Here is an 11705-nt window from a genome sequence, read left to right as displayed (position 1 = left end):
CGGCGCGATGGCCTTACGCGGGTCATACAGAGACGACGCTCGCGTGACGCTCGCCCGGATGGGCGGACGAACTGGCGAGCTTGGACTCAGGCTGCCGCATCGCGGCCAACCCTTCGTTCATCGTGATCCGGGGCGTGTAGCCCAGCTCGGTCTGAGCCTTGCGGGTGCTGATAGTGAATGGCTTGCCGATCAGGCGTAACATCTGGCGCGTGATCGGCGGCTCGCCCTTGAGGCGCAGGACACGCCACGCTGCACCCATGAGGCCGGCCATGGTCCAGGCTATTCCGAAACGAACGGACTTGTCCGCAGCAGTTACCCCACGAGTGGCGAGCAGAGACGAGATGAAACTTTTCAAGGTGCTCTGCTCGGCATCGGCGATGAAATACGCTTCACCCCCCCGGCCCCGATCTGCGGCGAGAATCAGCGCGTCGCACAAATTATCGACATGGCAGCTCGACATGGCCTGCGTGCCTCCAGCGACCCACTGCCACCGGCCTGCGTTCACGGTCTCTACCATGTGATCGAGAGTTGGCATTTTGCCTCCCCAGATAAATGGCGGCCGCAGCGCGATGGTCTCCAGGCCGGAGCGCATGCCGTTAGCTGCCAGCAACACGCGCTCGCCTTCGGCCTTCGAAGATCCGTAGGGTGAGAAGGCGCGGACTTGCAGCGGCAGGCTCTCGTCGGCATTCAATATCGGTTCGGGATCGCCCATGACCACGGCCGCAGCGCTCACCGCGACGAGGCGGCGCACGCTGGCCGTCGCTGCGGCCGCGTTCACGACGGCGCGCGTGCCCTCGACGTTGATCCGGTCGAAAATCTCCTGGCTGCCCCAAAGCTTGAAGTGCGCGGCGACATGAAACACGACCTCACATCCTGTCATCGCCTTTCGCAACGCTTGGTCGTCGTTGAGTTCGCCGCGTACGGGCGTTGCTCCGAGTGTCTTGACTTGCGCCTCGCTCTCCGCGCTTCGGGCGAGCGCCCGCACCTGCCACCCCCGCATGAGGAGATGCGTAATCAGGCGGCCGCCAACAAAGCCGGAGCCACCGGTCACGAGAGCGATGCGGTGCTGGTCGGATGGCGTGGTGGGAGCAGTCATGGCGAACCTCCTTGAGCCGGATGACCCAGCCTCGCGCCGCTCCGTTCAAAAGTCAACGAACATATTTCATAATTTGTTCGTTTGCATATCCCCGGGAGTTCTAGTATTCTTTCCGAACGATGGAATCGAAGACATCCATGCCCGCAACCCCTTCTCCTACCGAGGAAACTTCGTTTCGGGCGCAGATCCTCGACACCGCGCGCGCCCAAGTGCGCCGCCATGGGGAGGCCAAGACCAACGTGGTCGACATCGCCCGCGCTCTCGGCACTTCGCACACGACGATCTATCGCCACTTCCGCTCCAAGGCGGACATTTTCGATGCCCTGGTCGTCGAGGCGATGCGTGATGAGGAGGAGATGGCAAGCCGCTTCGTCGAGGCGGAAGGACCTTTCGCGGAGCGTCTGGAGGGCATGGTGCTCGCGCTGAATGCCCGCAAGCGGGAGCGGTTCACTGCGGATGCCGAGGTTTACGGCCTATACCGCCGAATTGTGGAAGAGCGGCCGGAGATCATCGCCGCTTACTCACGAGCAATGACTGCTCTTATCGCCCGCATTCTGGCTGATGCAAAGAAGCGGGGCGAGATTCGAGTTGATGATATCGAGGCTGCCGCGGGCGTTGTGCGCGACGCAGTCACCGTGTTTGTCCACCCCGCTCATGTGGCAGCCGCCGTAGCGGCCAATCTGCCAAGCGAAAAAATGGCCCGCAACGTCGTGCGCACGCTGTGCGCCGGCTTCCGCGCAGGAGCCGAATTGACCTGAAGCAGACCTTCGCGCGGGGCGTGTGTCAAACAGGCGCTGGCTTCTATGGCCTTTGACAATGCCGAGGTGGGCCTCATCTGCCCTGGGGACTACCTCCAATCGCCTATCAAACCCCGCGGCGGAAGGTATGGGTCCCGAGTCGGCGCCACGACCGCGCCATCGCGCGCTCGTGGCTTGCCCGGGACGACACAATTGTTGCTGCGCGATCGCGGCCAACCTTCACCGCTGTCATGTCCCGCGCAAGCGGGGCATCCAGCACGCAGTGACCAACGCGTGGCCAGGAGCGAAGCCCGCGCCGCTCAGAAACAGGTCGTGCGTTCCGCCGCGATGTAGCCCAGCAACAAGCCCGCGCCGAACAGCAGCACCAGACCGGCGGCGCCGAATTCCAGGCCGCGCATGATCAGGGCGCCGCCGCCCTCGCGGCCGGCGCTGAGCCGGCGGGCGACGTCCTTGGCGGCGACGGCGAGCACCGCGATGGTCGCGACGGTCACCGCCGTGCCCATGCCCATCACGAAGGTCGCGGCGACGCCGGCCCAGAACATGCCCTGGGCCAAGGCGAACACCAGCACCAGGATCGCGCCGGAGCATGGGCGGATGCCGGCGGCGAAGATCGCCTGAAAGCCGCGCTGCCAGCCGCCGGGACCGGCGAGCTCGCTCGGCGCGGGCCCGTGGGAATGGCCGCAACCGCAGTCATCGCCGTGAACGTGATCGTGGTGGACGTGATCGTGAGCGGCGGAACCATGCGCCGCCGCAGCATGGGCGTGCGCATGATCGTGGTGATGATGATCGTGGCCGTGGTGGTCGTGACCATGATGGTCATGACCGTGATGATCATGATGAGGCGCGCGATGCTGGTGATCATGCGCATGGCTATGATCATGGGTCGACGGCGCCACCGCGGCCGCGGGCGCACCGGCCAGCGCCAATGCCGGCGCCGCCGGCTGCCAAGTGCGCAGGAACGCCGCGCCCTTGACCCAAACCAGGCGCGCGCCGAGCAGCGCGATCAGCCCGTAGCTCGCGATCTCCACCACCTTCTCGGCGCTGCACATCGTGGCCGCGGTGGCATTGAGCACCACGGCGCCGATGCCGACGATGACGACCGCCACCAGCGCCTGCATCAGGCCCGAGGCGAACGACAGCACGATGCCGCGCTTGGCCGTCTCCTGGTTGGCGACGAGATAGGACGCGATGACAGCCTTGCCGTGGCCGGGGCCCGCAGCATGAAAGATGCCGTAGGCAAACGAGATCGCCAGCAGCCACCACACCGCCGAGCCGTCTTCCTTGGCTGAGCGGATCGCCCCCGACATCTGGCGGTAGAACTCCGACTGCTTGGCGAGCAGCCAGCCGACGATGCCGCCGACCTGTGGCTCGGCCGGTGCGCCGAACGGCGGCTTGGCGAGCAGCGCATGCGAGGCGGCGTCGGCGGCGACGAGTGCTGCGAGGATCGCAACGCAGGTCAGGAGCGGTCGAGCGGAGCTGGGGCGAGGCGTCATGGACATTCCACTGAGATCTTGTTGGCGAAGTTCATTCCGAAATTGGCGTTCGCCCCGCCGCTCAGGAATGTCTGTTCGTTCATGGTCTGCGCGACGGATCCGCCGTCGCTCGGTCTCACCAGGCCGAACTTGCAGCCCGAGGGAGCGCTGACCAGCGTGACGGGATCCTTCTCCGCCATCTGGAAATCGATGAAATAGCTGGGATCGTAGACCTCGACCTGGAGCTGCTTCGTCTTCACCGGCGCCTTCAGCGGCAGGGTGAAGTGCAGGGTCAGCTTGGTGTCCTTGTATTCGAGGTAATAGTCGACGGGGTCCTCGAGCTTCTGCTTGCGCCCATCGGCCTTGAGGAAGGTGAAGTAGGCATATTCCTTCAGCGACTCGGCGTTGGTCTGCGCCAGCGGCGCCAGCTCCTCGCGGGTGTAGACGCCCTTCTGCTTGGTCTCGAGGCCCTGCAGCGCGTAGGTCGCGAACATGTCGTCGAAGGTCCAGGCGTGGCGCACGCCGGTCACCGAGCCATCGGCCGCATAGAGCAGCTCGCTGGTCGCGGTGACCCAGACATGCGGGTGGGCGCTCGCCGCGCTCGCGCCGAATACGAGCGTCAGCGCAGCGAGGACGAACCGGACCAGTGCCATCCTCTTCACCTCAAGCCGCCTTGGCAACGTCGAGCAGGCCGCGCCGGCGCAGCAGCGCGTCGGGCTCGGGCTCGCGGCCGCGGAAGGCGATGTAGGCCGCTTCCGGATCGAGCGAGCCGCCCGAGGCGTAGACATTGTCGTGGAGCCGCTTGGCGACCGCCGGATCGAAGATGTTGCCGGCTTCCTCGAAGGCGCCGAAGGCATCCGCATCCATCACCTCCGACCACATGTAGCTGTAATAGCCCGCCGCATAATGGTCTCCCGAGAAGATATGGCCGAATTGAGTCGGCCGGTGGCGCAGCGCGATTTCGGGCGGCATGCCGATCTTCTCCATCTCCGCCCGCTCGAACGCACGCACGTCCTTCGACGCCGCCGCCGGCTGGGTGTGGAATTCGAGATCGATCAGCGCCGAGGATACGAACTCGACGGTGGCAAAGCCCTGGTTGAAGCGGCGCGCGGCCAGGAAGCGCTCGAGCAGGTCCTGCGGCAGCGGCTCGCCCGTCTGGTAGTGGCGCGCGAAGGTTTGCAGCACCTCGGGACGCTCCTGCCAGTGCTCGTAGAGCTGCGACGGCAGCTCGACGAAATCGGTGAACACTGCAGTGCCCGATAGCGAGGGATAGGTCACGTTGGACAGGATGCCGTGCAGGCCGTGGCCGAACTCGTGGAACAAGGTGCGAGCGTCGTCCGGCGACAGCAGCGACGGCTGGCCGTCGGCGCCTTTCGCAAAGTTGCAGACGTTGATGATCAAGGGCGCAGTGTCGCGGTCGAGCTTCTGCTGGTCGCGCAGCGAGGTCATCCAGGCGCCGGAGCGCTTCGACGAGCGGGCAAAGTAGTCGCCATAGAACAGCGCCTTGTGGCGGCCTCCCGCGTCCTTGATCTCCCAGACCCGGACGTCCGGATGCCAGACCGGGATGTCCTTGCGCTCGGCGAAGGTGATGCCGAACAGCCGCGTGGCGCAGTCGAAGGCGGCCGCGATCATGTTGTCGAGCGAAAGATACGGCTTGATCGCCGCGTCGTCGAAGTTGGCCTTCGCCTGGCGCAGCTTCTCGGCGTAATAGCGCCAGTCCCAGGCCGCGAGCTTGAAGTTGCCGCCCTCCGCCGTGATCATCTCCTGCAGCTGGTCGCGGTCGGCCAGCGCCTTGGCGCGCGCCGGCTTCCAGACGCGCTCCAGCAGCCCGCGCACGGCCTCCGGCGTCTTCGCCATGGAATCCTCGAGGCGATAGGCGGCGAAGTTCGGAAAGCCCATGATCCTGGCGGCCTGCTCGCGCAAGGACAGAATCTCGCCGATGACGGCATTGTTGTCGTTGGAATTGCCATTGTCGCCGCGCGCGGTGAAGGCCTTGAACACCTTCTCGCGCAGGTCGCGGCGGGCAGAGCTCTGCAGGAACGGCTCGACCGAGGAGCGTGACAGGGTCACGATCGCCTTGCCAGGCATGCCGCGCTCATCCGCCGCAGCCTTGGCGGCAGCCACGAAGCTCTCGGACAGGCCGGCACGGTCGTCCTCACCGAGCTCGAGGTACCAGTCCTGCTCGTCGCCGAGCACATGGTGGCTGAAGGTGGTGCCGAGCTGGGCGAGCTTCTCGTTGATCTCGGCCATCCGCACCTTGTCGTCATCGGATAGGCCGGCGCCGGCGCGGCGGAAGCGGGTGTAGGTGCGCTCCAGGAGCCGCTGCTCCTCACCGGTGAGCTTGAGGTCCTTGCGGTTGTCGTAGAGCAGCGCGATGCGGCCAAACAGCACGGCATTCATCATGATCGGGTTCCAGTGCCGCGCCATCCGCAGCGACACGTCCTTGTCGATCTCCAGAATCGCCGGGTTCGAATGCGCCGACACCAGATCGTAGAACACCGCCGCGACCTTCGACAGCAGCTTGCCCGACCGCTCCAGCGCCGTGATGGTGTTGGCGAAGTCCGGCTCGGCCGGATCATGGGTAATCGCGGTGATTTCGGCGGCGTGGTCGGCGAAGGCGCGCTCGAAGGCCGGCAGGAAGTGCTCGGGTTTGATCGCGTCGAAGGGCGGTGTCTGGTGCGGGGTCTCCCAGGCCACGAGCAGCGGATTGGTCTGGGCGTCGATCACAGCGGTGGTGTCTGACATCGGCTGGGGTCCGTCCTCTCCCGGAAGTTCGATGCGCCCCTCATACCACGGAGCCGGCCCTTTTTGGGTCATTTCCCCTTGAAGGGCCGGGCCTTTTCGGAGAGATTGCGGCCCGCAACAGGACCCTGGACCATGAACGCAGAGACCACCTCCAAAGCCGGCCGCCAGATCGCCTGGCCGACCGTGATCACCGTCATCTCGGCGGCGATCCTGATCGGTGCCGAAGTGTTCGGTGCGGCCTTCGCCGGCGGCTGGGCGCTCGCGATTCTGTTCGGGCTCGGCGATGGCGGCGCCCACATCGTTCAGGCCGTGCTGTTCGCGATCGGCGTGTTCGTGATGATCGGCTTCATCCGTGGCGCGCAGCGCATCGAGCCGTTCACCAGGCGCGCGTGAGTCACGCGAAAACACTGTCCTGCAAGGGTGAACGCGTTACGAAACTTTAAGCTCGCTTAACGTTCGTTCAGACATCTGCGCAGCATGTGTGTCGCGTAAGCACAGATTAGGGAAATCTTTCCCGGCGCCCAAAAATTCCTTGCGAACGAAATTCAAAACGCTTATTTCCGCTTCTGCCCAATTTCGCACGTGCCTGTGGTCGTGTGTCAGTCGGTAGGTATCCGGACAAGAGGCCGGACAGCCGCCAAGGGATGAGGAACCGAGGGGCCCTCGGGTCGTTGCGATCAAGATCACCATGATCGAGATCGTCATGCTCCAGAGCCCAGCATCTCTCTCAAGAGATGCCGCTGAAGGTCACCCCATCTCTTGCAACCGTGACTGGCAGCCGGAGGCGAACCGGCGCACCCCGCTCTCAACGGGGGACGCGACTTAAAGCAACGACGGATCGGGCTTTTTTGGTCTCTACCGGCAGTCCAAAGCCGGCGCGGGCTACTGAAAAGGCTTGTCCTTCATTGCCAGGTGTGCGGGCGGGAAATCCCCAACCAATCCACGGCAGCACAATTCGGCTACGGGTTCGAGGTTTTGTCGCCTTTCCATCGGGCGGCAACGCCAAGGCACCCGTGTCGGGATCATTTTGAACGGGTCTCGTCGCTGGGACCGTTTGGAGGGTGCTATGACCGAACGTATCCGGGAATTCCTGCGCAACCGCCGCGAGGAAGGTCTGGACCACGAGCCCTGTCTCGTCGTCGACCTTGAGATTGTGCGCGACAACTACATGAGCTTCGCCAAGGCGCTGCCGGACAGCCGCGTGTTCTACGCGGTCAAGGCCAACCCGGCGCCGGAAGTGCTGTCGCTGCTCGCCTCGCTGGGCTCGTCGTTCGACACGGCGACCGTCGCCGAGATCGAGATGGCGCTGGCCGCCGGTGCGACGCCGGACCGCATCTCCTATGGCAACACGATCAAGAAGGAGCGGGACATCGCGCGCGCCTATGCGCTCGGCATCCGCCTGTTCGCGGTCGACTGCGCCGCCGAGGTCGAGAAGATCGCGCGCGCAGCGCCCGGCGCCAAGGTGTTCTGCCGCATCCTGTACGATTGCGCCGGCGCCGAGTGGCCGCTGTCGCGCAAGTTCGGCTGTGATCCGGAGATGGCGGTCGACGTGCTGGACCTGGCCAAGCGGCTCGGCCTGGAGCCGTGCGGCATCTCGTTCCATGTCGGCTCGCAACAGCGCAAGGTGAAGGCGTGGGACCGCGCGCTGGCGATGGCCTCGACGGTGTTCCGCGACTGCGCCGAGCGCGGCATCAACCTGACCATGGTGAACATGGGCGGGGGCTTCCCGACCAAGTACCTGAAGGACGTGCCGCCGGTCGTGCAGTACGGCCGCTCGATCTTCCGTGCGCTGCGCAAGCATTTCGGCAACCAGATCCCGGAGACGATCATCGAGCCGGGCCGCGGCATGGTCGGCAATGCCGGGATCATCGAGTCGGAAGTGGTGCTGATCTCGAAGAAGAGCGACGAGGACGAGCTGCGGTGGGTCTATCTCGACATCGGCAAGTTCGGCGGTCTCGCCGAGACGATGGACGAGTCGATCCGCTACGCCATCCGCACCCCGCATGAGGGCGCGGAGATGACCCCGTGCGTGCTCGCCGGCCCGACCTGCGATTCGGCCGACGTGATGTACGAGAAGCTGCCGTATCCGCTGCCGGTGACGCTCTCGATCGGCGACAAGGTGCTGATCGAGGGGACCGGAGCCTATACGTCGACCTACGCGTCGGTGGCCTTCAACGGCATCCCCCCGCTGAAGACCTATCACATCTGACCTGGCTTGCTTCGCCACCCGCTTGCGGGTGAGACGACGCGAAGCTTCGGGTGGGGCTGCCCCCACCCCGACCCTCCCCCGCAAGCGGGGGAGGGAGCGATAGACCGTCACCTTCAACCTGACATCACGTGTTTGCGCGCGGGCGGTGGCTCGCGGCGCAGGCCGGGGACTGACGTGCCATGACCGCTTTTCGCATCCCTTCGACTGCGCCTGCTCGGACTTCCGCTCCGTTCGTGATCCGCAGCGAGTGTGCTTCCGACGTCGCGGCGCGCGAGACGCTGCTGGATGCCTGCTTCGGCGACAACCGCCATGAGCGCACCTGCCAGCGCCTGCGCGACGGGCGCGCGCCCGCCGCAGGCCTCGCCTTGTCGGCGGTGCGCGGCGGCGCCCTGGTGGGAACGCTGCGGTTGTGGCACGTCAGCGCCGGCGGACGCGATGCGTTGATGCTGGGACCGCTGGCGGTCGCGCGTGAGGCGCGCAGCCTCGGCGTCGGCGCTGCGCTGATGAACGCCGCGCTGATGATCGCGGCGTCGCGCGGCCATGGCGCAGTGATCCTGCTCGGCGATGCGCCCTATTACGCCCGCTTCGGCTTCTCGGTCGCGCAGACCGCTGAGCTGGAGCTGCCCGGCCCGTTCGCGCGCGAGCGCTTGCTCGGGCTCGAGCTGGTCGAGGGTGCGCTCGACGGCGCCGCAGGCCCGATCCTCGCCACCGGCGCCCGGGAGCGGAAGGCCCGCCGCAGCCGCAAGGAGCGGCTGGTATCATGCGCGGCGTAACCGCCCGCGACGGGCACGCACCGCGGCGGCGGACATTGCTGCCGACGCTCCTGCTGATCCTGCTCGGGATCATGATCGTCCGCGACATCGTGGCGCGGCGCTGGAGCAGCACGCCGCCCGCCGGACCTGACGTCACCCGCCTGCGTTAGGCATTTCGGCAACGGACGCCGCAGCAGCCCCTCAGGGGTTGCGCAGGTGCAGCAAAAGCTCTTTAACCCCCGAAAATCCCACCACGAGGTCCGCCATGTCCCGCCGTCTGATCTCTACCGGATCACCGTTCGAGAAGAGCTTCGGCTACAGCCGCGCCGTCGTCGATGGCGACTTCGCCTTCGTCGCCGGCACCACCGGCTACGACTACACCACCATGACGATGCCGGCCGATGTCACGAGCCAGTCACGCAACTGCTTCAAGACCATCGCCGCCGCCCTGCAGGAGGGCGGCTTCGAGATGGCCGATATCGTCCGCGCGACCTACTACCTCACCGACGTCAACGACGCGGATGCCCATTTCGCGGTCTGCGGCGACGTGCTCGGCGACATCCGTCCGGCAGCCACGATGGTGGTCGTCGCAGGCCTGCTCAAGCCCGAGATGAAGGTCGAGATCGAGGTCACGGCCAAGCGGCGCAGCACCTAAAAGCGGCGCAGCGTCTGAAGGCGGCGCGCCGCCTGAATCCATCCATCCCACGCACCTTTCGCGGAGAACCATTCATGAGCTCGCAGATCCACGCGAAGATCACCGGCCCCGTCGTGATGATCGGCTTCGGCTCGATCGGCAAGGGCACCCTGCCCCTGATCGAACGCCATTTCGACTACGACAAGAGCCGCTTCGTCATCATCGATCCGCATGACGACGGCGCGCTGGCGAAGAAGCATGGCGTGCGCTTCATCCAGCAGGGCGTGACCCGCGACAACTACCGCGAGCTGCTGGTGCCGCTGCTGACCGCGGGCGGCGGCCAGGGCTTCTGCGTCAACCTGTCGGTCGACACCTCCTCGGTCGACCTCATGACGATGTGCCGGGAGATCGGTGCGCTCTACATCGACACCGTCGTCGAGCCGTGGGCCGGCTTCTATTTCGACAAGCAGATGGGCGTCGAGCAGCGCTCCAACTACGCGCTGCGCGAGACGCTGCTGGCCGCCCGCCGCAAGAGCCCGGGCGGCACCACCGCCGTCTCCACCTGCGGCGCCAATCCCGGCATGGTCTCCTGGTTCGTCAAGCAGGCGCTGCTCGACATCGCCAAGGACACCAAGACCGAGATCGTCGAGCCGAAGAGCCGCGAGGGCTGGGCGCAGCTGATGCAGAAACTCGGCGTCAAGGGCGTCCACATCGCGGAGCGTGACACCCAGCGCTCCAGGAATCCGAAGCCGATGGACGTGTTCGTCAACACCTGGTCGGTCGAGGGCTTCGTCTCCGAGGGCATGCAGCCGGCCGAGCTCGGCTGGGGCACGCACGAGGCATGGATGCCGGAGAACGGCCGCCGCCACACCGAGGGCTGCGGCGCTGCGATCTATCTGCTGCAGCCGGGCGCCAATACCCGCGTGCGCTCGTGGTGCCCGACGCCGGGCGCGCAATATGGCTTCCTGGTGACCCACAACGAATCGATCTCGATCGCCGACTACTACACCGTGCGCGACGGCGACAAGGTCGTCTATCGCCCGACCTGCCACTACGCCTATCACCCGGCCAATGACGCCGTGCTGTCGCTGCACGAGATCTTCGGCGCCACCGGCAAGATGCAGGGAAAGTGGCACATCCTCGACGAGAACGAGATCGTCGACGGCATCGACGAGCTCGGCGTGCTGCTCTACGGCCACGGCAAGAACGCCTATTGGTACGGCTCGCAGCTCTCGATCGAGGAGACCCGCCGCATCGCGCCGTATCAGAACGCGACCGGCATGCAGGTCTCGTCCGCCGTGCTCGCCGGCATGGTGTGGGCGCTGGAAAACCCGACCGCCGGCATCGTCGAAGCCGACGAGATGGACTTCCGCCGCTGCCTGGAGATCCAGTCGCCGTATCTCGGCCCGGTGAAGGGCTACTACACGGACTGGACGCCGCTGAACGACCGCCCGGGCCTGTTCCCCGAGGATATCGACACGTCCGATCCCTGGCAATTCCGCAACATCCTGGTGCGGTAAACCTCCACTGTCGTCCCGGGCAAGCCACGACGGCAACGCCGTCGTGGCGCCGACCCGGGACCCATACTCCCCGGCGGGTATGAGACGGGAGATGGAGCTAACAGCCCGCCTCGAACGACGTCCTGGGGTTATGGGTCCCGGCGTTCGCCGGGACGACAGCGGAATTTGTGGCCGCGTTTGGGCCTCTCCAGCTACTTCCGCTCCATCGTCGGCGCGATCTTCTCGGCCGGGGCTGGCGGCAGCGCAGGCTTGGCGCCTTCCTTTTGAGCTTCCACGTCAGGGCGCGCGGGCTCTGGCGCCGGCGTGGTCGGGCGGGTGCCGCCGGGCTTGGACTCGGCCGGTGTCGCTGACGGCTCAGGCGAGGCTGAGGGCGTCGCCTGCGCGATCTGGTCGAGATGATTGGCCATGATCTCGGTCAGCGAGATGATGGCCACCAGCGCGCCCAGGCCGAGCAGGCCGCCTGCCAGCAGCATGTCCCGGCGCAACGTCTGTTTGCTGTTGATCAAGGCCATGGCTTGT

General features: G+C 65.9%; 12 protein-coding genes. 7 read left to right on the top strand and 5 right to left on the bottom strand.

Going from position 1 to position 11705, the window contains the following annotated elements; translation table 11 throughout:
- Positions 1-22: 22 nt before the first annotated feature.
- Positions 23-1096, bottom strand: a complete 1074-nt coding sequence (locus tag QX124_RS01705) for an NAD-dependent epimerase/dehydratase family protein (protein ID WP_315795928.1) — start codon at positions 1094-1096, stop codon at positions 23-25.
- A 137-nt stretch (positions 1097-1233) separates the two neighbouring features.
- On the opposite strand from QX124_RS01705, the gene QX124_RS01700 reads away from it, so the two are divergent.
- Positions 1234-1854: a TetR/AcrR family transcriptional regulator gene (locus QX124_RS01700; RefSeq protein ID WP_315795926.1), complete on the top strand. Its 621-nt coding sequence runs from the start codon at positions 1234-1236 to the stop codon at positions 1852-1854.
- A 299-nt stretch (positions 1855-2153) separates the two neighbouring features.
- Here the strand turns inward: QX124_RS01700 and QX124_RS01695 are convergent, their stop codons facing one another.
- Genes QX124_RS01695 through QX124_RS01685 form a run of 3 tightly spaced genes read right to left on the bottom strand, consistent with a single transcriptional unit; the run spans position 2154 to position 6071 of the window.
- The gene (locus QX124_RS01695; protein ID WP_315795924.1) at positions 2154-3347 is read right to left on the bottom strand and encodes a nickel/cobalt transporter; all 1194 of its coding nucleotides are present in this window, start codon (positions 3345-3347) and stop codon (positions 2154-2156) included.
- Positions 3344-3979 (bottom strand): DUF1007 family protein, encoded by a 636-nt coding sequence (locus QX124_RS01690; RefSeq protein ID WP_315795922.1) that lies wholly within the window; start codon positions 3977-3979, stop codon positions 3344-3346. The genes QX124_RS01695 and QX124_RS01690 overlap by 4 nt, the downstream gene beginning before the upstream one ends.
- A 10-nt stretch (positions 3980-3989) precedes the next feature.
- A complete protein-coding gene (locus QX124_RS01685) occupies positions 3990-6071 on the bottom strand; it encodes a M3 family metallopeptidase (protein ID WP_315795921.1) in 2082 nt (693 codons plus the stop codon).
- 132 nt (positions 6072-6203) lie between these two features.
- Here QX124_RS01685 and QX124_RS01680 point away from each other — a divergent pair, with 132 nt between their 5' ends.
- From QX124_RS01680 to QX124_RS01655, 6 genes are all read left to right on the top strand, one after another.
- Complete coding sequence (locus QX124_RS01680; protein WP_315716541.1) at positions 6204-6464, top strand: hypothetical protein; 261 nt, start codon at positions 6204-6206, stop codon at positions 6462-6464.
- A 673-nt stretch (positions 6465-7137) separates the two neighbouring features.
- The gene (locus tag QX124_RS01675; RefSeq protein ID WP_315777663.1) at positions 7138-8280 is read left to right on the top strand and encodes a type III PLP-dependent enzyme; all 1143 of its coding nucleotides are present in this window, start codon (positions 7138-7140) and stop codon (positions 8278-8280) included.
- 179 nt (positions 8281-8459) lie between these two features.
- A complete protein-coding gene (locus QX124_RS01670; protein ID WP_315795920.1) occupies positions 8460-9053 on the top strand; it encodes an N-acetyltransferase in 594 nt (197 codons plus the stop codon).
- Positions 9041-9202, top strand: coding sequence for a hypothetical protein (locus QX124_RS01665; protein WP_315736449.1), 162 nt, complete (start codon positions 9041-9043; stop codon positions 9200-9202). Before QX124_RS01670 ends, QX124_RS01665 begins: the two co-directional genes overlap by 13 nt.
- Positions 9203-9297: 95 nt before the next feature.
- Positions 9298-9687, top strand: a complete 390-nt coding sequence (locus tag QX124_RS01660; protein WP_315772379.1) for a RidA family protein — start codon at positions 9298-9300, stop codon at positions 9685-9687.
- Between the two features lie 74 nt (positions 9688-9761).
- Positions 9762-11186, top strand: coding sequence for a homospermidine synthase (locus QX124_RS01655; protein ID WP_315795917.1), 1425 nt, complete (start codon positions 9762-9764; stop codon positions 11184-11186).
- Between the two features lie 191 nt (positions 11187-11377).
- On the opposite strand, the gene QX124_RS01650 is transcribed toward QX124_RS01655, so the two are convergent.
- Positions 11378-11698 (bottom strand): hypothetical protein, encoded by a 321-nt coding sequence (locus QX124_RS01650; protein WP_315795915.1) that lies wholly within the window; start codon positions 11696-11698, stop codon positions 11378-11380.
- Between the last annotated feature and the right edge of the window lie 7 nt (positions 11699-11705).

It is taken from the genome of Bradyrhizobium sp. SZCCHNRI3043 (genome assembly GCF_032377735.1).
In the GTDB taxonomy this organism is placed as follows: domain Bacteria; phylum Pseudomonadota; class Alphaproteobacteria; order Rhizobiales; family Xanthobacteraceae; genus Bradyrhizobium.
The sequence above is the reverse complement of the archived record's forward strand: the minus strand, read 5'-3'. Positions and strand labels throughout refer to the sequence as shown.

Bases quoted from the DNA above. Each gene is read 5' to 3' on its own strand.
- QX124_RS01705 (WP_315795928.1), bottom strand. From the start codon at position 1,096: ATGACTGCTCCCACCACGCCATCCGACCAGCACCGCATCGCTCTCGTG.
- QX124_RS01700 (WP_315795926.1), top strand. From the start codon at position 1,234: ATGCCCGCAACCCCTTCTCCTACCGAGGAAACTTCGTTTCGGGCGCAG.
- QX124_RS01695 (WP_315795924.1), bottom strand. From the start codon at position 3,347: ATGACGCCTCGCCCCAGCTCCGCTCGACCGCTCCTGACCTGCGTTGCG.
- QX124_RS01690 (WP_315795922.1), bottom strand. From the start codon at position 3,979: ATGGCACTGGTCCGGTTCGTCCTCGCTGCGCTGACGCTCGTATTCGGC.
- QX124_RS01685 (WP_315795921.1), bottom strand. From the start codon at position 6,071: ATGTCAGACACCACCGCTGTGATCGACGCCCAGACCAATCCGCTGCTC.
- QX124_RS01680 (WP_315716541.1), top strand. From the start codon at position 6,204: ATGAACGCAGAGACCACCTCCAAAGCCGGCCGCCAGATCGCCTGGCCG.
- QX124_RS01675 (WP_315777663.1), top strand. From the start codon at position 7,138: ATGACCGAACGTATCCGGGAATTCCTGCGCAACCGCCGCGAGGAAGGT.
- QX124_RS01670 (WP_315795920.1), top strand. From the start codon at position 8,460: ATGACCGCTTTTCGCATCCCTTCGACTGCGCCTGCTCGGACTTCCGCT.
- QX124_RS01665 (WP_315736449.1), top strand. From the start codon at position 9,041: ATGCGCGGCGTAACCGCCCGCGACGGGCACGCACCGCGGCGGCGGACA.
- QX124_RS01660 (WP_315772379.1), top strand. From the start codon at position 9,298: ATGTCCCGCCGTCTGATCTCTACCGGATCACCGTTCGAGAAGAGCTTC.
- QX124_RS01655 (WP_315795917.1), top strand. From the start codon at position 9,762: ATGAGCTCGCAGATCCACGCGAAGATCACCGGCCCCGTCGTGATGATC.
- QX124_RS01650 (WP_315795915.1), bottom strand. From the start codon at position 11,698: ATGGCCTTGATCAACAGCAAACAGACGTTGCGCCGGGACATGCTGCTG.